20 protein-coding genes and 2 pseudogenes are annotated in these 23,370 nt (G+C 40.2%); 8 read left to right on the top strand and 14 right to left on the bottom strand.

Annotated elements, in window-relative coordinates; all coding sequences use genetic code 11:
• The first annotated feature begins 568 nt into the window (after positions 1–568).
• Positions 569–1,278: pseudogene (locus DPG01_RS04640) on the top strand (carbonic anhydrase).
• A gap of 67 nt (positions 1,279–1,345) precedes the next feature.
• Here DPG01_RS04640 and DPG01_RS04635 read toward each other — a convergent pair.
• From DPG01_RS04635 to DPG01_RS04615, 5 genes are all read right to left on the bottom strand, one after another.
• Complete coding sequence (locus DPG01_RS04635; RefSeq protein WP_171264431.1) at positions 1,346–2,071, bottom strand: amino acid ABC transporter ATP-binding protein; 726 nt, start codon at positions 2,069–2,071, stop codon at positions 1,346–1,348.
• 14 nt (positions 2,072–2,085) lie between these two features.
• The gene (locus tag DPG01_RS04630) at positions 2,086–2,769 is read right to left on the bottom strand and encodes an ABC transporter permease subunit (protein WP_086208545.1); all 684 of its coding nucleotides are present in this window, start codon (positions 2,767–2,769) and stop codon (positions 2,086–2,088) included.
• Entirely contained in the window at positions 2,769–3,512 is a 744-nt protein-coding gene (locus tag DPG01_RS04625) for an amino acid ABC transporter permease (protein WP_086208544.1), read from the bottom strand. The genes DPG01_RS04630 and DPG01_RS04625 overlap by 1 nt, the downstream gene beginning before the upstream one ends.
• Positions 3,513–3,580: 68 nt before the next feature.
• The gene (locus DPG01_RS04620; protein ID WP_110974326.1) at positions 3,581–4,525 is read right to left on the bottom strand and encodes a transporter substrate-binding domain-containing protein; all 945 of its coding nucleotides are present in this window, start codon (positions 4,523–4,525) and stop codon (positions 3,581–3,583) included.
• Between the two features lie 538 nt (positions 4,526–5,063).
• On the bottom strand, positions 5,064–5,486 hold the full coding sequence (locus DPG01_RS04615; protein ID WP_086208542.1) for a hypothetical protein: 423 nt from the start codon (positions 5,484–5,486) through the stop codon (positions 5,064–5,066).
• Positions 5,487–5,770: 284 nt separating this feature from the next.
• Between DPG01_RS04615 and DPG01_RS04610 the strand changes: the two genes are divergently transcribed.
• The 4 genes from DPG01_RS04610 (at position 5,771) to DPG01_RS18760 (ending at position 8,493) form a co-directional block, all read left to right on the top strand.
• Positions 5,771–6,049, top strand: a complete 279-nt coding sequence (locus DPG01_RS04610; protein ID WP_086208541.1) for a hypothetical protein — start codon at positions 5,771–5,773, stop codon at positions 6,047–6,049.
• 166 nt (positions 6,050–6,215) lie between these two features.
• Positions 6,216–7,922: a mechanosensitive ion channel gene (locus DPG01_RS04605; RefSeq protein ID WP_110974325.1), complete on the top strand. Its 1,707-nt coding sequence runs from the start codon at positions 6,216–6,218 to the stop codon at positions 7,920–7,922.
• Positions 7,923–7,981: 59 nt separating this feature from the next.
• Positions 7,982–8,173, top strand: coding sequence for a hypothetical protein (locus DPG01_RS04600; RefSeq protein ID WP_086208539.1), 192 nt, complete (start codon positions 7,982–7,984; stop codon positions 8,171–8,173).
• A gap of 167 nt (positions 8,174–8,340) precedes the next feature.
• Positions 8,341–8,493 carry a hypothetical protein gene (locus DPG01_RS18760; protein WP_171327353.1) on the top strand — a complete coding sequence of 51 codons (153 nt, stop codon included), beginning with the start codon at positions 8,341–8,343 and terminating at the stop codon, positions 8,491–8,493.
• 21 nt (positions 8,494–8,514) lie between these two features.
• Here the strand turns inward: DPG01_RS18760 and DPG01_RS04595 are convergent, their stop codons facing one another.
• From DPG01_RS04595 to DPG01_RS04575, 5 genes are all read right to left on the bottom strand, one after another.
• Complete coding sequence (locus tag DPG01_RS04595; protein ID WP_110974324.1) at positions 8,515–9,714, bottom strand: NAD(P)/FAD-dependent oxidoreductase; 1,200 nt, start codon at positions 9,712–9,714, stop codon at positions 8,515–8,517.
• 64 nt (positions 9,715–9,778) lie between these two features.
• Positions 9,779–10,648 (bottom strand): 1-aminocyclopropane-1-carboxylate deaminase/D-cysteine desulfhydrase, encoded by an 870-nt coding sequence (locus DPG01_RS04590; RefSeq protein ID WP_110974323.1) that lies wholly within the window; start codon positions 10,646–10,648, stop codon positions 9,779–9,781.
• Positions 10,649–10,711: 63 nt separating this feature from the next.
• Positions 10,712–11,872: an HlyD family secretion protein gene (locus tag DPG01_RS04585; RefSeq protein ID WP_110974322.1), complete on the bottom strand. Its 1,161-nt coding sequence runs from the start codon at positions 11,870–11,872 to the stop codon at positions 10,712–10,714.
• 32 nt (positions 11,873–11,904) lie between these two features.
• Positions 11,905–13,554 (bottom strand): MFS transporter, encoded by a 1,650-nt coding sequence (locus tag DPG01_RS04580; RefSeq protein ID WP_110974321.1) that lies wholly within the window; start codon positions 13,552–13,554, stop codon positions 11,905–11,907.
• Positions 13,555–13,566: 12 nt separating this feature from the next.
• Entirely contained in the window at positions 13,567–14,115 is a 549-nt protein-coding gene (locus DPG01_RS04575; protein ID WP_110974320.1) for a TetR/AcrR family transcriptional regulator, read from the bottom strand.
• 546 nt (positions 14,116–14,661) lie between these two features.
• On the opposite strand from DPG01_RS04575, the gene DPG01_RS04570 reads away from it, so the two are divergent.
• A complete protein-coding gene (locus DPG01_RS04570) occupies positions 14,662–14,865 on the top strand; it encodes an NF038215 family lipoprotein (protein ID WP_110974350.1) in 204 nt (67 codons plus the stop codon).
• A gap of 206 nt (positions 14,866–15,071) precedes the next feature.
• Here the strand turns inward: DPG01_RS04570 and DPG01_RS04565 are convergent, their stop codons facing one another.
• On the bottom strand, positions 15,072–15,527 hold the full coding sequence (locus DPG01_RS04565) for a DIP1984 family protein (RefSeq protein ID WP_110974319.1): 456 nt from the start codon (positions 15,525–15,527) through the stop codon (positions 15,072–15,074).
• 146 nt (positions 15,528–15,673) lie between these two features.
• The gene (locus tag DPG01_RS04560; protein WP_110974318.1) at positions 15,674–17,293 is read right to left on the bottom strand and encodes an oleate hydratase; all 1,620 of its coding nucleotides are present in this window, start codon (positions 17,291–17,293) and stop codon (positions 15,674–15,676) included.
• Positions 17,294–17,733: 440 nt separating this feature from the next.
• Between DPG01_RS04560 and DPG01_RS04555 the strand changes: the two genes are divergently transcribed.
• On the top strand, positions 17,734–18,357 hold the full coding sequence (locus tag DPG01_RS04555) for a LysE family translocator (RefSeq protein WP_086208531.1): 624 nt from the start codon (positions 17,734–17,736) through the stop codon (positions 18,355–18,357).
• 54 nt (positions 18,358–18,411) lie between these two features.
• Here the strand turns inward: DPG01_RS04555 and DPG01_RS04550 are convergent.
• Positions 18,412–19,269 (bottom strand): annotated as a pseudogene (locus tag DPG01_RS04550) (MBL fold metallo-hydrolase); the annotation flags it as partial.
• A gap of 112 nt (positions 19,270–19,381) precedes the next feature.
• On the opposite strand from DPG01_RS04550, the gene DPG01_RS04545 reads away from it, so the two are divergent.
• Positions 19,382–20,971 carry a DUF6119 family protein gene (locus DPG01_RS04545; RefSeq protein ID WP_110974317.1) on the top strand — a complete coding sequence of 530 codons (1,590 nt, stop codon included), beginning with the start codon at positions 19,382–19,384 and terminating at the stop codon, positions 20,969–20,971.
• Between the two features lie 51 nt (positions 20,972–21,022).
• Here the strand turns inward: DPG01_RS04545 and metG are convergent, their stop codons facing one another.
• Positions 21,023–23,080 (bottom strand): methionine--tRNA ligase, encoded by a 2,058-nt coding sequence (gene metG, locus DPG01_RS04540; protein WP_110974316.1) that lies wholly within the window; start codon positions 23,078–23,080, stop codon positions 21,023–21,025.
• Positions 23,081–23,370 lie beyond the last annotated feature (290 nt).

Below are 23,370 nucleotides of genomic sequence, written 5' to 3'. Positions count from 1 at the left end.
GCATTAATATGCACCATGATGGTGTTCACGCATCTTACTGGTGCGTTTATGAAAATATGATTTAATTATAAATATCTGAAAATATTACATTTATTTATTTTAAATATGTGATTGTATATTTACTGCAAAATTTGGATGCATTTGAGCTGAGAGCAAAAAAAATAGTCTGGAAAAAATGTATGGGGTTCAATTTGAACTGAATTTGTTCTATTTTGGAACGCAAATAACAAAAAGTCTGCATTTTGATTGTGCGTGGCTAAAATCAAGCCAAAAGTTTTAGGAATTACATCGAGATTCATTTCTTATTTATAACGATGGAAAATTCACATAACTAAATGTTATTAATTGTAATTTTTGTCATATATGATCATTTCAATTTTAGGGTCGAGATTAAAAAAATAAATAAAAAGCTTAATCGAAAGAGGTATTTTTGTTTTGTCTAAATCCTTAAAGCACTGAAACAAAACATGAAAAAATCTGTTTGAAATGTCATTTTTAGTTTTGCTGGAGCCTAGTCAATTCATGGAGGATATTGGATCATTTGAGATCTATTTTTTGATGAAGGAATATGAAGTATAAAATAATAGCAGCATTGTTTGGGTTTCCCTGTGTGGTGGGTTGGTCAGCCAGTGAGTTAACATCAGATTGGGGCTATCAAGCAGAAAAAGCACTGGAGTCAGTTGAATCCCCAATATCAAGCATGTGCGGGATATAATCAATCACCTATTAATATAGAACGTGTGATTTCAGCAGAACTCGCAGCACTTCATTTTAACTACAAAACTTCTGCCAGCGATATTGTGCAACTTCCCCATACGGTACAAATCAATTTTCATCAAGGTAGTTATTTAAGTTTAGAGGGTGAACGATTTCAATTATTGCAAATGCATCTCAGCCCCTCAGAAAATATGATCAAAGGGAAAAGCTTTCCCATAGAATTACATTTAGTTCATGTTTCTGAAAAAGGTGAGTTGGCCGTGGTTGCGGTAATGTATGAAGCAGGCAAAAAGAATTTAACACTGGAACGGCTATGGCAACCAAGACAATCAAAGAAAGGGTTAAGTTTGAGAGCGAATGAATTTTTTACCCGCGACACATGGCTACTATCGTTTTAATGGTTCACTTATGACACCACCGTGTACTGAGGGTGTACGTTGGGTGGTCTTAAAAGATATACAACAGGCATCAGCGCAGCAAATCGCAAACTTCGCTGCACTGATGGGGTATACGAATAACCGTCCTGTTCAAGCCACCAATGCACGTTTGGTTTTAGACTAGAATCTAAATTTAAAAAAAGCAGATCGTTTGACCTGCTTTTTTTAAGGTGGGATAACACGTCTCTATGCTAGTGCAAGATCTTGTCTAAGAACTGTTGAGCACGATCCCCACGTTTAGTATTAAAGAATTCATCTTTACTACAGTCTTCGACAATTTTACCTTGATCCATAAACAGCACACGATTGGCCACTTGGCGGGCAAAACCCATTTCATGGGTGACACACATCATGGTCATGCCTTCATGTGCCAGTTCGACCATCACATCAAGAACTTCATTAATCATTTCAGGGTCAAGCGCAGATGTCGGCTCATCAAACAGCATGGCAATCGGGTCCATACTAAGTGCACGGGCGATAGCGACACGTTGTTGTTGTCCACCTGAAAGTTGTGCTGGAAATTTATGAGCATGTGCACTCAGCCCGACACGTTCTAAATAGCCTAAACCTTTCTTTTTCGCTTCAGTTTCAGAGCGGCCCAATACTTTAATTTGGGCAATGGTCAAATTTTCCGTAATGCTTAAGTGTGGAAACAGTTCAAAGTGCTGAAACACCATACCCACGCGACTACGTAATTTGGTTAAGTCTGTTTTTGGGTCGTTAATAGGAATACCGTCAACTGTGATCTGACCTTGTTGGAAGGCTTCCAGACCATTGACCGTTTTAATCAGGGTTGATTTGCCTGAGCCTGATGGGCCACAGACTACCACTACTTCACCTTGGCAAATTTGTGTTGTGCAATCGGTTAAAACTTGAAAATCGCCATACCATTTACTGACATTTTGGAGGTCAATCATTACTTTTTGGTCGCTCATACGCTTAACCTCCTTTGTAATCGTTTTACTGCATATGTGGCTAACATACTGATGGTGAAATACACCAAGCCTGCAAATAAAATATATTGCGTTAATAGAGACATCAAATCTCCACGCACGTAGTTGGTGCGGAAGAAGTCCAATAAGCCAATGGCGTACACCATGGTTGAGTCTTGGAACAAGATAATGGTTTGTTGTAACAGTAGCGGTGTCATTTTACGAAAGGCTTGTGGCAGGATAATTAAGCGCATAGATTGGCCATAGGTCATCCCTAGGGCATAAGCTGCGGCAGATTGCCCTCTAGGAATGGACTGAATCCCTGCACGGACAATTTCCGAGAAATAAGCCGCTTCAAACAACATGAACGCCACAATACTGGAGACCAGAGCGGTATCAATGGTCAGATAATTTCCCGTGACTGTGGTGTAGATGAACGGTACAGCAAAGTAGAACCACATCAATACCAATAGGAGTGGAATCGAGCGGAATAAATTGACATAACCTTGGGCAATTAAATTCAAGATGCGAATAGAAGACAAACGCATCAGTGCCAACAGTGTGCCAATGAAAATACCGCCAATGGTGGCGATGATGACCACTTTTAAAGTGATGCTTAAACCATGCCATAGGGCAGGTGCAGATAACTGCAAATCATGGGTAAATGCGGTGAGCCATTCCATTATTTAGCTCCTGCAATTAAACCTGGGACACGTAAACGTTTTTCAAGCAGCGTCATTAAGGTAATTAAGCACACGTTGATAACGATGAAAATAAGCGTGACATAGGTATAGATTTCGATGGTGTTTTGCGTATATTCGCTGATGGTTTTCATCTGCGAAATAATCTCTGAGACCCCAACTAAAGAGGCCACTGATGTGTTTTTGACACAGTTGGTCAGCTCTGAACTCAGTGGTGGCAAAATCGTACGGAAGGACTGCGGTAAAATGACATAGCGATATAGTTGTGCAGTACTAAAACCCATGGCATAACCTGCATTGACCTGTCCTGTAGGTAAGGCTTCAATGCCTGTGCGAACTTGCTCGCAGACCCGTGCTGCAGTAAATAGTCCAAGACCGATACTGGCTGAAATGAGCGCAGTTGTACCCGCACTTAAATCATTGATCCACCATGATTTGATTGGCCCTGGTAGGAAGTTTGGAACTACATAGAACCAAATAAACAATTGGATCAAGAGTGGTACATTACGGAAAATGGTGACATAAGCTGTGCCGATGGCACGAGCAGTTTTATTCGGAAGCGTTCGCATAATGCCGAGAATGCTTCCAAGCACCATGGCAATGCTCCAAGCCACAATAGCAATAACAAATAGCCAGCCTAAACCAATCAAAATCCAACTGAGATAGGTGCTATCTCCGACGCCTGTGGATTGCCAAAGGACGCCCCAGTTCCAGCTATAATTCATGACAATCCCCTAAAATAGGTCAGGCAAAGAAACTTTGCCTGAGTGAACATTAATTTCTCGTTTATCTATTACTGATCACGGTCATGTGGGTTTGCAATTAAGGCTTTAAGTTGGTCTGACATAGCAAAATTCAGGTTAATGTTTTTCGGTGGAATTGGCTGTTCAAACCATTTGTTGTACATCTTGTTAATTTCACCCGAACTATAGGTGGCTTTAATGGCATCATCTACGACTTGCTTAAAGCCTGTGTCGCCTTTACGCAACATACAGCCATAGACTTCTTGAATTGGTGCTGTACCGACAATGTGCCAGTTGTTTGGATCTTTGGCTTTTGATTTTTCACCCGCAAGTAAAATATCATCCATCATAAACGCAGCAGCACGACCACTTTGCAGCATCAAGAAAGATTCAGCATGGTCTTTAGCAGAAATGACTTCACCAATCCCGAGTTCTTTTTCATGTTGGCGGATATAGCGCTCAGATGTTGTACCTGCTGTGGTCACAAGCTTTTTGCCTTTTAGGTCAGCAAAATCTTTGATTCCCGAATTTGTCGCAGTGAGTAAGCGCGAGCCCACTTCAAAGAAACCTACCGAAAAGTCTACTTGTTGCTGACGTTCTTTGTTGTTTGTGGTTGAACCACACTCAAGGTCAACAGTACCATTTGAAACCAAAGGAATACGGTTTTGGCTGGTGACTAAGTTATAGCGAACTTTTAAATCAGGCATATTCAGCTTTTGTTTAACAGCTTCAACCACTTTGAGCTGTAAATCATGTGCGTAGCCGACTGGTTGGTTTGGGTTGTCTGCGATATAGGAGAATGGAATGGAAGAATCACGGTAACCTAAAACAATGGTTCCTGATTTTTTAATCTTATCTAAAGTGCCTGACTGTGAAGCATCAGCACCAGTGCTAGCGACATCTGTTGCAGGGGCTTTGTTATCGCTACATGCACTGAGGCTCAGCGCAAGTGCACTTGCACAAAATAGGGCAGAAAGATTACGTTGCATGGTCATGTACAAACTCCTTTTGTTTGCAGCATCAATTGCATTGTTTTTATTAAAAACGTCAGAATTGGGATAAAGCTTTATTCTGTGCAAAAGATGTTCTTTTTATGGTGTTTTTTTTACAGCTTAGTCTGCATCTTAATCGAGATTGCTTTTACTGCTCAAGTGGGATTTTTAATATTTTGTTAATAATGCATTGAATTAGGGCATAGTTATATTCCTCTGATATTACAAAGGAAATTAAGCATAATGCATGCCATTTTAATATTTTTTTAAATCATATTAGGCGAATGTCTAATAATTCAGGAGCCTCACAACACGCTTTTTATCATCTCACAGTGTGCGGGGATATAATGGGATAAGTAGAGTTTATAAAGATAAATTAAAAAAAGAAGCTTAAATTTTAAAAAGATGCTTTTACCAAGTTGCAAGCAGTATGAGCGAAACACGTATGAAATTTTGATAACGATTACAAGTCACTAAGGCGATTACATGGGATGATTTTAAGTTGAGTAATCGCACTGAGCTAAAGTTTGAAGTTAGAATTTTAGTGAACAAACATATCCATATATTCACGGATTTCAGAAATGGCTGTTTCAATATCGGTCGTCAACCATGTTGGCTCAAATAACCCGATATAATGATCTAAGCGATCTTGAGGTACAACAAGACGTATTGGACATTCTTCTTCGAGTAAACGCCAAGGAATAATCGGCGTTTCATTGTCTAAAAAGGCTTGCACATTTCGAATATCAATGATCATGGCATTGATACATTCAGGAAACGGCATCACAGAAAATTCTTCAGTGCGACGACGGAAAAACTCTAAATCGCCCCATTTGAGAATGTAACTTGGCTTAGAAAATTCAATTATACCAATGAGGTGTTGATCGCGAGTGAAATGCACATGACATTGGTGCGTAACATCAGTGTCTAAATCAAGCGTTACACTTTGTTGACGATATGCCATAAAGTCCAAAACAGCTAAAACAAGGTGCGTGATTATAGCGCAAATTGAGCCCAAGAAGACCTTTAGACAGACTCTTTTTGTCTATGCTGACATGAAATACTTTTTATATGACTTTTAACATTGAATTGACTGATGAATGACTGTTTTTAAAGCCTTATAAAATAATAATTTATCTTGAAATAATGCGCTTGTTTACTATCTCACTATGCTTTGAAACACAATGCTACACAAGCACTTGTTAGTATAAAAATTCGACAACTTGATAATAGAAATGCGGGGGAGCTATGACACATGATTTCAGTAAACCGCCCCATGTTCAAACGCCAGAGGAGCGGCAAAAGAAAAAACGCGTGCCAGTGTATATGCTGGCGTTGGTTGGCATCTTTTTCATTGCATTATTACTTTATATGTTTGCAGATCGTCAGCCGAATAAGGCTGATGCACCACCAGGACATCCTAATGCAACGACAGCAGTTGCAAGCTCAAATAATACTGCCACAACGACCACGAGTGATGAAGCGGTAGCAACAGATAGCAATACCGCAACAGCAACAGACCGTTAAAGGTGGTGAAAACCCTTGTGCATCAACAGGGGTTTTCTTTAAGAATCATTACAAAAAATAAAATCTACTTCTCATTGATACATTGGCTAAGACTACTCTAGAGAACTCAATTGAATGTTGAAGGTGTACTTGGCGAAGATCTAGACATAACAAGAGGGAGAACAAGATGAATGATTATGTAGGGCATCAAGGTCGATTTGATGCGATGTATTATTGGGATCAGTTTCATCCTATTCTGTCTGCAATCGCAATTCTGATCATTGGTTGGATTATTGCCTTGCTCATTGCAGGTGCTGTGAAAAAAGTCTTAACCAAACTGGGCACCAATCAAAAACTATCGAGTGCCACAGGGCATCGTTCAAATATTGAAAATATTGTTTCCCGTGTTGTGTTTTGGCTGATTTTGATTATTGCGGTGATTGGTGCACTCAATGTGCTTAATCTCACCAGTGTAAGTGGGCCATTTAGTAATATGGTTCAACAGTTCTTGTTGTTTATTCCACAACTGTTGGCTGCTGTTGCTGTGGGTTTTATTGGTTGGATTGTGGCAAATCTGGTCAAAGTGGGTTTACAAAAAGGACTTGATAGGACTCAGTTAGATGAAAAACTCAGTCAGGATGTTGGAGTCAGTACGCTGAGTCAAAACATCAGTGAAATTGTCTATTGGCTGATTTTATTGCTATTTTTACCCATTGTTTTGTCGATACTCGGTCTGACTGGGCTGCTCTTTCCGATCCAAAATATGGTCAATGAAGCCGTACTGTATCTGCCAAATATCTTTATTGCAGGTGTGATTGTTTTTGCGGGTTATATTCTGGCCAAAATTGTACGGGGTATTATTGAGGGTTTATTGAGAAGCCTAGATGTACAAAAACAGGTTGAAAAAGTAGGACTGTTTAAAAACTCAGATTTAGCCAAAGTGCTCGGATCTTTTGTTTTTGCAATCGTCATTATCACGGCGCTGATTATTGCGTTTGAAGCTTTAGGGATTGATGCCATTTCTCAACCTGCAACGGCCATGCTTTATGAAATCATGAATGCAATTCCGCATATTATTGCGGCGGCATTGATTTTAATTTTGGCCTATGTGGTGTCGCGTTTTGTCGCAAGCCTTGTGGTGGAAGTCTTGTCGGGAACAGGTGTAGATGACATTCCAAGCAAAGTTGGCTTACAACGTTTCTTAGGGAACACCAAAGCATCTTGCGTTGTGGGTTACTTCATCGTGTTCTTTACCATGTTATTTGCAGTTTCTGAAGCAGCAAATCGACTCGGCTTTGAGCAGATCAGTGGTTTGATTGCGATGTTTATCCAGTTTGGTGCAAACATTCTGTTGGGTGCAGTCATTCTGGGCGTGGGCTTCTGGCTGGCGAACTTGGTTGCACAGGTGATTGAACGTGTTGAATACAATAGCTCTCGTTGGGTAGCGAACATTGTTCGTGTCTTGATCATTGGCTTGGTGTTGGCAATGGGCTTGCGTGCCATGGGTATCGCAGATTCGATCGTAAACTTAGCCTTTGGTTTAACGCTTGGCGCAGTTGCGATTGCTTTTGCACTGGCTTTTGGTCTGGGTGGTCGTCAACCTGCGGAACGGGTTTTGACCGACTTGTTAGATAAAGCCAAAAAAGAAGGTACACAGCCGAATCCACTTTATCAGGCCAAAGCTGACAGCACGCAATCAACACAGGGCAAAGAAGAGCATGCCTCACTGAAAGAGCAAATGGATGCACCAACGGTTGCAGAGGAATATCAACATGCAGATGATATTCCAACTACAGCAGAGGTCGATCCTGCGCATAAACCTTTAAATAAACCTTTTGGTTCAACGGGTGAAGCTGAGCAAGATATTGATGTTCACCCCAAAGATCCAGACTAAATTAATCATACTAAACATCAACCGCTAATAGTGGTTGATGTTTTTTATTGGAGTAAACGATGTCAAAAAAAGCCCCAAATAAATATTTTGCGCCTATTATTATTGCAGGCATTACCGTTGGATTTTTCGTGAGTGCTTATAAGTTTGTCTTTGCGAAGCCGAAAGCAGAAGCTAAGCAATCCACAGCGTCAGAGATGCTTCCCGCGCAATCTTCTGAGCGAGTAGTGACTGAAAAGGATGATGAAAAATAATACAAAAGTATATAGTGTTGAATGGCATTTAATTTGGTATGTTTAATGCATGTGAAATATGGATATTTCATAAATTAGAAATACTTAGATGCCTATACTTTGAAATATGAATTGATGAATATTTCACAATTTATTTTGATAAATTGTACATAAACAAGGAAAAACCAATGATGAAAATATTAAAAAAGACATTGATGTTGCGCCGTACCGTGACTGAACTTAGCCATGTGCAAATTGCCATTGCGAAAATGGACTTAGCGCTTGCTCGTCAGCAGAAGCAAAAGCAGTGCGTACTGCTATGCACTGATTATTTAGAATAATTTATCGTTTAAGCAGATGGCTTAGACATATTCTGATGCGGCATGTGCAGATGACCATGCCCATTGGAAGTTGAAACCACCCAAATGTCCTGTGACATCCAGTATTTCGCCGACAAAGTACAAGCCTTTTTGCTTTTTACTTTCCATGGTTTTCGATGAAACTTCCGTGGTATCTACACCGCCTAAAGTGACCTCAGCGGTACGGTAACCTTCGGTTCCTGATGGTTTGACTTCAAATGCATGTAAGCGCGTTGCAATGTGCTCCAGTTTTTCATCTGACAGTTGGCCAATCGCTGTTTCAGCCAATTCAGGCCAAATCAGATTTTGTAGTTCAACCACTACACTTTTCGGGAAATGTTCACCCATTAAAGTACGAAGCAGGGCTTTGGGCTGACTGTGTTTCTTGGCTTTTAAGTAGTCTTGCAAATCCACACTTGGCAAGAAGTCAATTTTGAAGCTTTGTCCTACATCCCAATAATTTGACAGCTGTAGCGAGCTTGGCCCACTGAGCCCACGATGCGTAAATAAAAGGGCTTCGGTGAAAGCGTTTAAGTCATTCGATAAAGTTGCATCGACTGCGTTGCCACTTAAGCGTGTGGTTACTTCTTTAAAACTATCTGAAAAGGTAAAAGGTACTAAACCTGCGCGAGTCGGATAAACATGGTGACCAAATTGCTTTGCAATTTCATAGCCAATCCCTGAACCTCCTAAGGTCGGAATAGATAACCCTCCCGATGCAATGACTACAGATTCGGCTTCAAAATACCCCAGTGTTGTGGCAATTTGAAAACTTTGTTCATCGAGTGCGGTGATAGCTTTCACTTCACAGTTGGTTTTAATGTCCACCAAACCTGTTTTCTCACACTCGCTCAACAGCATGGCTAAAATTTCTTTGGCACCTTTTAGAGTGAACAGCTGACCGTGTTTACGCTCTTCATATTCAATCCCGTACTCACAGACCATGCCTATAAAGTCCCAATTGGTATAACGAGTGAGAGCTGAAATCACAAAGTGTGGATTATGCGAAATAAAGTTGCTGGGTTCGACATAGAGGTTGGTAAAGTTACATTTACCACCACCCGACATGAGAATTTTTTTACCGACTTTATTGGCTTTTTCTACCACCACCACTTTACGTCCACGTTGAGCTGCCATATAGGCTGTCATTAAGCCAGATGCACCTGCACCTAAAACTAAGACATCATATTGATTTGCGGACATGACACACTCACGGGAGAATAAAGCAGGGCATTATAGACCATCTTTTTTGCTTTTTCAGGACTATCTAAAGCGCAGCTAAACGACCTTGCAGTCCACCTGAATGAATCACCAAAATACGATGATCTATGGAAAATGTGCCTTGTTGAATTAAATCGCTTAAACCTAACAGCATTTTGCCTGTGTAAATTTGTTCCAGTGGAATGTCATATTGCTGCTCAAAGTCTTGAATAAATTGCAGGAGTTCAGGCGTGGTTTTAGCATAACCGCCACAGCAATATTGATCGGTAATTTGCCAATTTTCTTTTTCAGTCAGTTGCTTTATCTCTCGACTCAAAAAAACACCTTTGAGTGCGGAGAAGCCCAAAACTTGCTGCTGCGAATGACTGGCTTCAATCAGACCCGCAATGGTGCCACCTGTGCCTACGGCACAGCAAATCAGATCGTAATTTTGTCGATCCGCATCAGAGAGAATTTCTGAGCAGCCTTGAATGGCAAGGGGATTGGTGCCCCCTTCAGGAATCACATAATAGTCAGGATAATCTTGTTGTAACTGTGCTAAGTAGGCTGAGCTTTGCTTTTGTCGATAGGCTTCTCGCGTCACAAACTGCAACTGCATACCAAATTGTTGCGCCGTATGTAGAGTTGGGTTTAAGGATTTGCTGGCTAGCTCTTCACCTCGAATAATGCCTAAACTTTCAAAACCCAATAACTGTGCTGCATAGGCAGTCGCTGCAATATGATTGGAATAGGCCCCACCAAAGGTCAGTAGCTTTTTATAGCCTTGTTGCTGTGCCGCTAACAGATTGTATTTCAGTTTAAAAAATTTATTGCCTGAAATGTATGGATGGACCAAGTCCAAACGTTTGATGCTGATATTGATTCCGCCAACACTGATGTGCTGATAGGGAATGGACTGCGCAATCTGTTCAAACATAGGGCTTTAATCAATCAGGTTGAGTGCATAGTGTAAGTGAAAAGTCTTGGTTTCTGCACAGGATTAATGCTGTGCAGATCGGGTATTGACCGAACTAATCACGGACATGCCAGGGCGTAAATTTTCTATGCCCGTTTGATTCGGATCAATTGCAATCCGTACAGCAATACGTTGCACCACTTTGGTAAAGTTGCCCGTCGCATTATCGGCTTTAAGCACACTAAACTCTGAGCCTGCCGCTGGAGAAATTTGCTCGACATGGCCTGTAAATTTCTGATGATTGAGGGCATCCACCGTGAACCATGCTTTTTGCCCAATTTTCATGTTGGCAATTTGAGTTTCTTTAAAGTTTGCCGTGACCCACGTCTGCTGCGGAATCAGATAGAGCAACTGTGTGCCTGCGGCTACATATTGTCCCACTCGTGGATTGACTTCACCCAGTTGTCCATCCATCGGGGCGATAATACTGCTGTAATTTTTGGTGGTTTTGGCTTGATCCAACTGCGCAGCGGCATTGGTCACTTGTGCTTTGAGTCCTGTTTCAGCCACTTGTGCCGTTTTGAGCGCTTCTTTTGCCACTAGGACATTGGCCTGTGCTTGTTGCAGTAAGGCTAAATTATTTTGGGTATCGGCAAAGGCTTTGTCTTGTTCCGATTTAGACGCTGCACCAGAGTCGCCCAACTGCTGATAACGCTGTTGTTGTGTCAATGACAGTTGATAGGCTGTTCGCGCTTGTTCCACTTTGGCTTCTGCCGCCACAATATCGGCTTTACGCTGTGCAATATTTTGGCTTTGATTGGAGAGGTTATTTTGGGCTTGATCTACGCCTGCTTCAGCCTGTGTGACTTTTTGGTCATAGGTGGTGGCATCAATATGCATCAACACCTGTCCTTTTTTGACGTGATCAAAATCACTGACCAACACATCTTTGACATAGCCGTTAATTTGCGAAGAAAGTACTGTGGTTTTGCCTTTGACATAGCTGTTGTCAGTGGACTCAACCGCACTGTCAAATGGTCCAATTTTCCATGCCCATAAAATGATCCCGATACCGATGATCAGTATTAAAAACATCAAAATCAACGTACGTTTCGCTGTTGGAATCAATTTACTCGAAGGTGGCGTAATCGGTGTTGCTACTGCCACGGGCTGTTCAGGCTGAGCGGTATTTTCAGACCTTGTGGTTGTTTCAGCGGGAGCTACGGTTTTTTGATCTTCAGACATAACAATTTCTCAATAAATAGGGAGCAGTGGCATTAGGCAGGACCGATTTTCGCCTGTTGTCGCAGTTGATATTGATTCCGTACAATTAGGAATGTCCCCCACAGCAACAGCAGCATGGCCACGATGCCATTGAAGCTAATCACATCGTTATAGGCACGTACTTGGGCCTCTCGAGTCACCACTTGATTGAGATTTTTTAAGGCTTGTTGTTGCTCTAACTGCTGATCGAGCGTGTAACTATGCGAACTTTGTTGATACGCTAAAAGACGCTGTGCAATCAACGGATTGGTTTCGGGGAGTTGTTGAATCATTTCAGCACGATAGTTCTGGGTTCGGACTTGTTGATAGGTGGAGTAAAACGATGAACCGACTAAGCCACCAAATGTTTGAGTCGCTGAAAATAAAACAATGAACGTGACAATATGGGTAGGGCCTTTTTGCATAGCATTTAAGATACCCGTGATTAAAAGTGGACCAATAAATACACCACTGGCAAAGCCTACCAAAAACTGACTGCCGTAGAAGTTGGAAGGGCGAATATCGCTGGTGAGGTGAAAATCTAGCCCGCAAGCAATTAATACCAAAGCTTCTGCTAACAGTAGGTGCCAAATAATCCGTTCACGTGAAAAAGTGATGGCACTAAATAAGGTTCCAGACACAATGCCTAAAAAGATCACCACATAGAGCGGGACAAATTGATCGGGGCCCATGCCCATCGTTTTGAGAAAACTCACGGCAGCATAACTTTGCTCCGACATTAAGAAGCGAATTGCAAAGGCACCGATAATAAAACGAAGCGTGGATGATGTTCCTAGCCAACGTGTCATGATCAGTGGATTGACCCGATAATGTTCGTAGACCAAACCAATCACAATTAGGCTGAACCCTACAATGAGCAAATAGGCCAACCATTTCACTTCAAACCACCACAGAATAGGGCCTTGGGTCAGCACAATACACAAAAAGGCAAAACCAGGCGCAAGCAGGGCAAAGGTGAAAAAGTCCTGCTTTTCAAAAACAGCAATTCTTAAACTACGGGGTAACTTTAGAGAAACCACCATTGCAAAACAGCACAGGGCTAAACCAATTTCAAAGGTATATAGGACATTCCAGTTATTGACATCAATAAGGTACGGAGAAATGATCCATGCTAAGGGAATACCAAGCTGTTGGAAGCCTAAAGCCAAATAGATACTGCGACCAAAATTTTCTCGCTTAAAAGCCTGCATAATGTAATACATGCCTAAAGAGCTGAGCGGTGCTGCAACCATGCCGCTAATAAAACGCACCAGTACAGCCATTTCAAAGGTATGTACAAAGACGTGTAAAACTAAAACTACAATAAAAATCAGTAGGCCTATTTCAGAAAATAGACGCAGACCGTATTGTTGGCGGGCTTTAAATAGAATCAGGTTCGCACTGACATTGGCCATCACATAAGCTGCAGGAATCCATGCTACCTCAGAGGGTGTTAGTCCATATTCACCCTGAATTAAGGGTAAATTTGCGGTAATAAAACCGTTACTGAGACTTGCAGATAGTGCAACAAACAAACCAATAAAAAAATATATGAAGCGCTTAGGCGTGGAGTGCGCAATCACGGCAGGGGAGCCGGGTAGGGTTGGCTTTTCTTCGGCAGTCCAGTTTGGCGCGGGTTCGAGTAAACGCGGTGGCTGTGTCATGAGTGGTGACCTTTATGCCCGAATACCATTGAGTAAGAGCTCAATCGCACGTTGTGCAAGTTGTTGTTGCTCTAGATTGGTCAACCCTTGAAAGGAAGTCCTTAAAATCGCTGTAATCATGGCGTAATCTTGGGTAGTCAAATCGGGGCGACATACGCCGTGCTGTATGGCTTGATCAATCAAAGGTTGTAAAATCGCATTGCGGCGCGCGTAGATATCGACCATGACGGGATCATCACGCTCAATCACCCGCCAATATTCCATCAGTGCGGTTAAATAGGGCAAGTTATAAACATGGTTTTCAATTAAACGAATAAAACCATCTTCATACTGAGAAAACGCTGCCGCACGAACAGCGAGACGTTCCAAAGCTTGTTCCATGAGTGCAATCACCAAGGCACGACGGTCATCAAAATTACGATAAAACGTCGCCCGCCCGACATTGGCTGCATCAATGATCATTTGTAAGGGAGCATTGATTCCGTGTGTACGAAAAACCTGAACCGCAGCTTCGAGCAATTCCTCACGGTTTTGTGCAGCACGCTGTTGACGACTGGTCATGGTGATTATTTCATTTGATTTGGGAGTGCTATTATTTAACGGACAAAAGTGTCCGTTGTAAATATTCCATCCTGTAAGATTTTGTAAATTACTTTGTCTTTTTCTAATTTAATCTAATTTCGATAAGAAATAGGCGACTCGAAAACGTCATCTGCAACCTGCATGGTGTAAATAACATAATGTTTTATTCGCTATATTTGAATAAATCCAAGGAATGAACAGGTTTTGCAGATGACAATGGTTTTGCCTACTTTTGTCGAAACAAAAGTAGGGCGAGCCGCAGGCTGATGAAGAAATTGAATAAAACAAGATAAGACTCCGACAAGATGGTTTCTTCAATACGTCGGATAAATATTTAAATCGAATTTTGGTTAGCTTAAATCATTTATATTATTGTTTTATTTATGAATGATTGATATTTATTATAAATAAAAAAATACGTACAGAACCCTCATTTGGCTAGATAAGAGTTGTAACAAAGTCGATAGGATTGGAAAAATAAAAGTGATATGCTGAAAGCACAATAATGATAAATGAGGGGATATGATGAAAACCTTATCTACCCTAGTATTGGTTTTATTGCTCACTCAGCTAACCGCGTGTGATGCAAAAAAGGATTTGAATCAGCCTAGAACTGAGGCTCGTACCATGATTATTGGTGGTGTTCCTGTGCATGATCGTGACTATAAACTTCCATCACAAGAAATGGCTTTTGATCAGAAAACGCCTACACAGGCTGATGCCTACTAAGATGTAAAATAGGGAGGCATATTGTCAGTACATGGTGGTGCAAGGTGCGATGTGCAGTATAAAAGATGCATTGTGCTACGTCAGATTTGTGAAAATGTGAAGTAGACGTCTTACTTCCTGCAAACGTTTGTTGAATTAAAGCCTTACAAACGTATAAAAGGCCTTGTACTCGCCCAATATGCCCAAACTGTTGTGGCTCAAATTGGTTAGATCAGTTCGATTTGCCAATTTGAAGCTTGAATCTCTAAGTTATTTTGCCTGAGTTGCTGGCTAATTGCATCAGCTTGTTTTTGCAAGTCTGCAACCGCTATGGTTTTAACCCAGCGAATTTCACTGGAACTATAACGACCATTTTCACGTCGTGAACTGTCGATGGCCTGTTGAATAATGCGATGCTGTTGAGTAAGCAAATCACGTGTGTTTAAAACACTGAGCATGGATTGGCCCGTGCTGGTTTTCGCTTGAGCATTGGTCGCATGAATTTTTTCAATCAGATGATGTAACTCTGTATTTACACTAAAGGCCTCACCCATCAGCGCATTAGGGTCTTCACTCAGTTCATCGCCTTCTTGGATCAAAACATTATTGTTGATCCGTTGCTGTAAAGAGGCGAGCTTGGTTTGTAAATCACTACGCAATAAAAGTGCTTCGGCGAGTTTCATAGTTTTATTTTTAAAATTTTAGATGAATCTTATACTGCATCTGTGCGATCAAAGCTTCAAATGAGTTTTGTAATTCGAAGAAGTGACATTTTGCTTAAAAGTGATAAGAGCACAGAAGCGTGCTCTTATCGCTATATATTCAAAACTTAGTGGAACACTGTTTCTAAAGCTTTCAAACCCACTTTTGGGTCAAGCAGACCATTGTAAATTTCAGGGATTTCACGTTCCACCCCAAAGAACTCATAAATGGCAAGCATCGCTCCACGAACTGAATATTCCACAGTAAAGACCACGTCATCTTCAATTTCCACAAACTGTCCAAGGAAAGCAAAGTTTTGTGAGCCTTGTGGAATCACTTGTGGACGATCCCCCGGTTTACGGCAGGCAAACAGGGCAGAGGCGTATGGCATCATGGCTGTAGTAACATCAGTCGTTGCTAAAACATGATCTAAAATGTCCTCAAAACCGAGTTGTTTAATCAGCTCTGTTAGAATTTCTTGCCCCGTGGCCTCGGACATTGGTTTTTTGATGTAATCGCCTATATGGTCAATTTGGAAACCGTAGCCCCATAAGGTATATAAACCTTCAGGTAAGTCGGCAAAGTGTGGCTGTGCGGGAACCACGATGGATAAATGCCAACCCGACTCGTACCAAGTCATCAGTGCGCCTGTACCCGGTTCATTGCCTGTATAGTCAATAATACGTTTAAGTAGCACGTCATCTTTCATGGTTAGTGTAAATGACTCCCACTTATGTTCATCGACATTGCCATAAAAAGTCATTGGACGGCCAAAGTCTGGGGCTTTTTGTGCCAGCGTTTCCCAAAGCGTCCAGCCATGATCTTCTCGATTACGAATGAGGGCAGGTACGTCATGATTACCACCATAACGCGAGTCTGCGGTAATAGAGCCTAAAGTGAAAATGGCTAAATCATTGGCTTTCAGATTAATTTGCTCTGTGCCTTCAGGCAATTGTACATATAGGCGGGAGGCATGGCGCTCTTGAGTTTCAGCATTGTTAATGAAGTCCGCATCTGTAACATAGTGTCCAAAACGCACATCGACACCTTGTGCGACTAGCCAACGCTGTAGAGGTAGAATCATTGAATCATATTGGTTGTATTTGGTGCGTTTCACACCTGCTAAAGTATGAATACGCGGTAGTTCTTGAATAAAACGCAAGAAATAGCGTCTTAATTCTGCTGCGCTGTGCCATTTTTGAAAAGCGAAAGTTGTGCGCCACATACGCCAGAAATTGGTTTCAAAAAAGGCCTCATCAAAAAACTCATCTATGCGGCGGCTGCCAATTTTTTCTTCTTTTGAAGCCAATAAGCGTAGCATTTGCGCACGATGTAGCGTATTCAGCCCAAGTTTTGCAGCATCTGCAATGACATGTTCCGCATCAATCAAACGTGCATTGGCATGGGTTTTCACTTTTTCATTAAACTCACGGCACTCTTCACGCACCGAAATGTCTGGATTTTCCAAAGATGGAATACTGGAAAATAAATCCCACAGGCATAGATACGTTTCATCAGTGAGCATCCGTCCGCCACGTGTCACCCAAGCTTGTGCGGCATGCGGGGTATGTCCACCGTCCATCGAGCCACCTGAAATATCGAGTTCTTCTAAAATATGGATATTTTTGGCAAGGACTTTGGCATCACGGATTGCAAATGCAGCAGCAGCCATACCTGCGATACCACCACCAATAATCCAAAGATGGGACTGTTGCGCGTCTAATGGGGTGCGCTTCTTATTTTGCATGGTTCACCTTTAATTATGATGTTAAAAACGATGAAGTAAAAAAATTGGTTTAGAAAAACCTTAAAAATAGTATGTCTTTTTATATATGAAAAATGTATGAAATGGGAAGCAATCCACTCATTATATTTTGTAATCAAAAATATGTAGATAATGGTTATTTTTAATACACATTTGTCTTTTTATTAAAATTGAATATGATCTAAATAATTGATGTTATTATTTTTTATGGAGTAATTACTCTATTGTGGGTATATTTTTTCTGTACGCGAAATGTGTTTGAAAATAGGCCATGTATTGATCATTAAAAGATATAATTGAATGGCGTAAAGCCTATACATTGAAATATAAACGTGAAAAATAATTGATAAAGTGAATATCGTAACAACCTTGTTTAGCGTAAAATCGTTGCTGATAAAATTCTCTCAACTTAGAGGTCACTCTTGGAATCATTATTGATTTTAGGCTCTATTACTTTGGCATTAATGTTAGGTGCTATTAGTCCTGGTCCAACATTTATTTATGTCGCCAAAAATTCAATTGCGATTTCACGTAAACATGGCTTATTTACTGCTTTAGGTACAGGCACAGGCGCTGCATTGTTTGGTTTGCTTGCAGTCATGGGGTTACAAGCAATTTTGTTGGCTGTACCGTCCGCTTATATTGCTTTGAAAGTTTTTGGCGGTTTGTACTTACTTTGGCTGGCTTATAAAATCATTAAACATGCTAAAGAACCGATGGAAGCTGTAAATGGTTCTGTAAAGACGATGAGTTATGTACAGGCTTTTCGGTTGGGGCTGATTACTCAGCTCAGTAATCCTAAAATTGCCATTATTCTTGCCAGTATTTTTACTGCACTTTTACCCAAAGAAATTCCAACTTATTTCTATGTGGTATTGCCGATGCTGTGCTTTTTTATTGATGCAGGTTGGTATTCGCTTGTGGCGGTGGCCTTGTCTGCGGAAAAGCCACGTCGTGTATATTTAAAGTTTAAGAAAGTATTTGATCGTGTTGCTGGGGCTGTGATGACGGGATTGGGTTTAAAACTTATTTTTGGAATGAAGTAACTGTTTGAGCTCAGGCTAACCCTCTCCAAAAATGAGAGGGTTTTTTATATTTCATCAATCCTTAAAATGCACAGGAATCCATTGATAGCTTTTACCATCTGCTGAATAAATGTGCCCAATGCCGGGGAATGGCAAGTGTGGTGCTGCAATGGTTTGCCCGCCTTTCGCATATTCAGCAAATTGCTTTAAGCGGGTTTGTACCGCTTTTTTCGGGTCGATATCATAATCAATTGCCGTTGTAGGTTTATCAAATTGCACGGTATGTGAGTGCACAATGTCACCAATAAAGACCACCGTTTCATCTTTAGTTTTTAACTCATAGCTAAAATGTCCGGGTGTATGCCCTGCGGTATTAATCACTTTAAAGCCCTGAACCTGATCGCCCAATTGATACGTTTTGAAGCGGTTTTTGGCTTGATAGGGTGCAATGGCTTGTTTAATTTTTTCAACAGTTCCTAAGTAGCCTGCTTGTTTTTCTTTCGGTAATTTAACAGCTTGTTTTGGATCTAACCAATATTTTGCTTCATCATTCGAGACATAAACCGTTGCATTGGGAAAGTTTGCTACTCCATTTTGGCTAATACCACACACATGGTCTGGGTGCAGGTGCGTCAGTAAGATGGTATCGACTTGCTCTGGTTGATAGCCAGATGCTTTTAAGTTGCTTAATACTGAACCCAAATGTGCACCAAAACAGCTAGCAGCGCCACTATCTACCAAAACCAGCGAATGACCTGTATTCACGAGGAAGGCATTGACAGAGGTTTGTACGCCTTTGGCTTGGTCGGCAGCGTATTTCTTTAAAATTTCATGCACATCTTTTTCTGGAGTGTTTTGAAAGAGTTTAGGCGACATGAAATTGGTGCCATCAAGCAGGGCAGTGATTTGGGTATTGCCGATTTGGTGGGAGTAGCCAGCGCTCCTTCTCCCTGTGGGATTAGATTGGGATGAGGGTTAAATAATTTAACTTTACATTTTTTATACAAATAAGTACGATCAAGAATTATCATAATTAGATGAAATAATGAGCAATACATACAACATTTACAGGCTAAAATTTGAAGAGCTCGATAATTTACTGAAAAAGATAAATTCCGTTGGTTTAGTTGAGCAGAAAACTCAAGTTTATGATAACTATGAAATGACTTTCTTCTTTTCAGAAAATATTGAAGGTAATGATGTTTGGTGGCATCAAACATATAAAACCTTCTTAAATCCACAAACTAAACCTCCTAAAAATATTTTTTACTTCGGTTTGCTAATCTGTAAGAATCAAGACGATCCTAAAGAGATCTATGCGGTAAGTTTAGGTAAATCTCATTTCTATTTATCAAAATTCATTCAATCAGATTTTGGAATTAGCCTAGCGATACGTATGGCTAATGAGCAGTCTATTCTTTTAAAGAAAAGTCGATATTTTACGGGAACCAAGCGTCATGATGTGTCTGCTTATGAAAAATTTAATAAAGATAGTTATGACTCAGGTGAATCAGTTGAGCACTTAAAATTAAAGGCCTCTAATACAGAAGTGTGGGGGGATAAAAATATAGTTTTTGCCGATTCTATTCAATTAGATGTAAGCAAAGAACCTAGTGAATTACCAAAAATATTAAATGATATTTCAGATAGTATGAAAGATGATGAAATTATTAGGTTGCCTAAATTAGATCTTGTATCAGATGAAATGTTGATTAATGAGCTTAATTCACTACTTTTAAATTCTATTGTTAATAGTGAGGGTAATGTTTGTATAGAAGAGATCAGCATATCAGGTATCAATATTATTTTTAGATTTAATGAGTGTAATTATGAGCTAATATTTAAAAAAGGTCGAAAAGAAGTTGCAAAACTTGATATTGGAAATAGCTTAAATATTGTAGAAATTTCAAGCTTTGTAAAAGAAAACAATATAAGTAATCTTGATGAAATAAAAGTAAGATTCACACGAGAAGAAAGTAATCAATACACTAAAGATTTAAAAGAAATTTTAGATTTTTATAAAGAATATGAAGAATCCAACTATTTTCTAAAAAATGGCAAGTGGTTTAAATTTAACCAAAACTTTATGGAATATTTAAAGAAATCCTTAGTCGGAATTGAGCTTGTTAATGCACATGACTTGATTGAACATGAATATTTAGATTGGAAGTCACAAAAAGATAATGAAATAGCTAACGGTACTAATCTTGATAAATTAACATATCGTGAATATTATTTTAACAAAAAAATGAGTGATGAAAATGGATATGAATTATTAGATCGTCAGTTAGAAATGATAAGATCGTTAGATCCAGATGGTAAAAAGTATAAAATAGAAGTAGCTGATTTGCTTAAAGATAATGAAATAATTTCGGTGAAAATTACAACTAACACTCAGGATTTGATTTATAACATTGAACAATCGAAAAGTTCATTAGAACTAATTAAACAAAATCAAATTTCTGTTAATTGTGAATTAGAAGCAGTAGCTTTATGGATTGTTTATGAAAAGCCTATATCATCTATCATTGAAATAAATTCTATTCAATTTTTGTTAGCACTTGATTCATGGAAAAAACGTGTACAGTTTTTTGGGTTAAAACCTAGAGTTTATATTTCTCAGCATATTAAATGATAAAAAAAGCTCCTACAACGTAGAGGCTTTTTTATGTCAGATTAAAAAATCTTAAGAAACTTTATCACCAGCTTTAGCACCAGATTCAGGTGAAATCACCCAAACACCTTCGCCATTACCCGCTGCGAGTACCATACCGTTAGAAATACCAAAACGCATTTTACGAGGTGCAAGGTTAGCGACCATCACTACCAATTTGCCTTTTAAATCTTCTGGCTGATAGAACTCACGAATACCACTAAATACATTACGTGGCTCAGCTTCACCTACATTTAAAGTGAGTTGAAGTAATTTATCCGAACCTTCAACAGTTACAGCTTCTAAAACTTCAGCTACACGTAGGTCAACTTTCATAAAGTCTTCAATACCAATCACTTCTGCCTCGCCCACTTTAGGTTCAGGCTTTTTCTCGGCTTTTTTCTCTTTTTTCTTTTCAACTTTTACAGGTTCAGCTGCAGCAGCTAAAGAATCTTTCGATGCATCCACCATTGCCGCAACCGCTTTAGGGTCTACACGTTGCATCAATGCTTGGAATTGAGCAATTTCATGATCAACCAATGCCGTTTGAGCAGAAGCAAAGTCAAAGTTATCTAACTTTAAGAACGCTTGCACTTGAGCTGCTAAGGTTGGAAGTACAGGTGCAAGGTACACAGCCAATTGACGGAACAGGTTAATCCCGACCGAACATACATCGTGTACTTGTTGCTCTTCGCCTTCAATTTTCGCTAAAGCCCAAGGTTTTTTCTCATCAATATATTGGTTGGCTTTATCTGCAAGTGCCATGATTTCACGAATCGCAGCAGAGAACTCACGTGCTTCGTATGCTTTCGCAATTGAGTCGCCCGCATCAATAAAGCTTTGAACCAATTCAGGCTCTGCACAAGTTGCTGATAATTTATTATCAAACTTGGTATTGATGAATTTTGCACAACGGCTGGCAATATTCACCACTTTACCAACCAAGTCAGAGTTTACTTTCTGAACGAAATCATCCAAGTTTAAATCAGAGTCTTCAACTTTATCTGACAGTTTAGATGCGAAGTAATAACGTAAGTACTCAGGGTTTAAGTACTCTAAATACGTTTCAGCCTTGATGAATGTACCGCGAGACTTCGACATCTTCTGACCATTCACCGTCAAGAAACCATTGACGAATAAACCCGATGGCGTACGGTAGTTTGCACCTTCAAGCATTGCAGGCCAGAACAGCGCATGGAAGTAAACAATGTCTTTACCAATGAAGTGATAAACTTCTTTGTCAGAGTCTTTCTTCCAAAAGTCGTCAAAACTTAAATCAGGACGTTTAGTCTTGATGTAGTTTTCAAAACTCGACATATAACCAATCGGCGCATCGACCCAAACATAGAAATATTTGTTCGGCGCATCTGGAATTTCAAAACCGAAATACGGTGCATCACGTGAAATATCCCAGTCTGATAAACCTGCTTCAAACCATTCATCCAGTTTATTGGCAATCGAAACTGGTAAGCGACCTTGGTCACGCGTCCATTTTTGTAAATATTCTGAGAAATTCGGCAGTTTAAAGAAGTAATGATCTGAAGATTTCTCTACAGGCGTGGCGCCACTTAAAGTCGATTTTGGGTTTAAAAGCTCAGTTGCGTTGTAAGTTGTACCGCAGACTTCGCACGCATCACCGTACTGGTCTTCCGACTTACATTTTGGGCATGTGCCTTTAATGAAACGATCAGAGAGGAACATGCCTTTTTCAGGATCAAAAAGCTGATTTACAGGGCGAATTGCAATATTGCCTGCTTCACGGTTCTTAATATAAATCTCGGAAGAGCGGGCTTTGTTTTCATCACTATTGGTCGAATCATAATGATCGAAATGTACACCGAAACCGTCAAAGTCACGAATGTGCTCTTTTTGTACGTTGGCAATTTGATCTTCAGGTGAAATACCATTTGCTTCGGCACGTAGCATGATGGCTGTACCGTGAGCATCGTCCGCACATACATAAGTCACATCGTGTCCCATTGCACGCATGGCACGAACCCAAATATCTGCTTGGATATAACCGAGTAAGTGTCCCATATGGATGGGGCCATTGGCGTATGGTAGGGCGTTAGTGACTAAAATATTACGCACGGATATGACTCTCTCATTCGTATTTTATATAAGGTCAACGATTTTACCTTAGATAGCCACGACTTGCACAAGTGAATCGGTGAAAAGTTTTCAAATGAGGCTAAAGCTTGTATGAATTGAGCACTAGATTGAGCATCAATCATTAATTTGAGCAAGACAGTGAAAAAATAATCGGAAATACGTGGTTTAAAACGGCATAAAACAGTTTGTTCATCTTTTCATGAAAGATTGAATGGATTGTTCAAAACTCAAATTATGCAGCTTAAAACTAATGTGTATTTTCTCTATAT

The organism is Acinetobacter sp. WCHAc060042 (assembly GCF_003231195.1).
Classification (GTDB): Bacteria; Pseudomonadota; Gammaproteobacteria; order Pseudomonadales; family Moraxellaceae; genus Acinetobacter.
The sequence above is the reverse complement of the archived record's forward strand: the minus strand, read 5'-3'. Positions and strand labels throughout refer to the sequence as shown.

Excerpts from the sequence above, each read along its gene's own strand:
- DPG01_RS04630 (WP_086208545.1), bottom strand. The coding sequence starts at position 2,769 with ATGGAATGGCTCACCGCATTTACCCATGATTTGCAGTTATCTGCACCT.
- DPG01_RS04625 (WP_086208544.1), bottom strand. The coding sequence starts at position 3,512 with ATGAATTATAGCTGGAACTGGGGCGTCCTTTGGCAATCCACAGGCGTC.
- DPG01_RS04575 (WP_110974320.1), bottom strand. The coding sequence starts at position 14,115 with ATGACCAGTCGTCAACAGCGTGCTGCACAAAACCGTGAGGAATTGCTC.
- DPG01_RS04615 (WP_086208542.1), bottom strand. The coding sequence starts at position 5,486 with ATGGCATATCGTCAACAAAGTGTAACGCTTGATTTAGACACTGATGTT.
- DPG01_RS04605 (WP_110974325.1), top strand. The coding sequence starts at position 6,216 with ATGAATGATTATGTAGGGCATCAAGGTCGATTTGATGCGATGTATTAT.
- DPG01_RS04610 (WP_086208541.1), top strand. The coding sequence starts at position 5,771 with ATGACACATGATTTCAGTAAACCGCCCCATGTTCAAACGCCAGAGGAG.
- DPG01_RS04570 (WP_110974350.1), top strand. The coding sequence starts at position 14,662 with ATGAAAACCTTATCTACCCTAGTATTGGTTTTATTGCTCACTCAGCTA.
- DPG01_RS04545 (WP_110974317.1), top strand. The coding sequence starts at position 19,382 with ATGAGCAATACATACAACATTTACAGGCTAAAATTTGAAGAGCTCGAT.
- DPG01_RS04565 (WP_110974319.1), bottom strand. The coding sequence starts at position 15,527 with ATGAAACTCGCCGAAGCACTTTTATTGCGTAGTGATTTACAAACCAAG.
- DPG01_RS04635 (WP_171264431.1), bottom strand. The coding sequence starts at position 2,071 with ATGATTGACCTCCAAAATGTCAGTAAATGGTATGGCGATTTTCAAGTT.
- DPG01_RS18760 (WP_171327353.1), top strand. The coding sequence starts at position 8,341 with ATGATGAAAATATTAAAAAAGACATTGATGTTGCGCCGTACCGTGACT.
- DPG01_RS04620 (WP_110974326.1), bottom strand. The coding sequence starts at position 4,525 with ATGACCATGCAACGTAATCTTTCTGCCCTATTTTGTGCAAGTGCACTT.
- DPG01_RS04585 (WP_110974322.1), bottom strand. The coding sequence starts at position 11,872 with ATGTCTGAAGATCAAAAAACCGTAGCTCCCGCTGAAACAACCACAAGG.
- DPG01_RS04600 (WP_086208539.1), top strand. The coding sequence starts at position 7,982 with ATGTCAAAAAAAGCCCCAAATAAATATTTTGCGCCTATTATTATTGCA.
- DPG01_RS04580 (WP_110974321.1), bottom strand. The coding sequence starts at position 13,554 with ATGACACAGCCACCGCGTTTACTCGAACCCGCGCCAAACTGGACTGCC.
- DPG01_RS04590 (WP_110974323.1), bottom strand. The coding sequence starts at position 10,648 with ATGTTTGAACAGATTGCGCAGTCCATTCCCTATCAGCACATCAGTGTT.
- DPG01_RS04595 (WP_110974324.1), bottom strand. The coding sequence starts at position 9,714 with ATGTCCGCAAATCAATATGATGTCTTAGTTTTAGGTGCAGGTGCATCT.
- DPG01_RS04560 (WP_110974318.1), bottom strand. The coding sequence starts at position 17,293 with ATGCAAAATAAGAAGCGCACCCCATTAGACGCGCAACAGTCCCATCTT.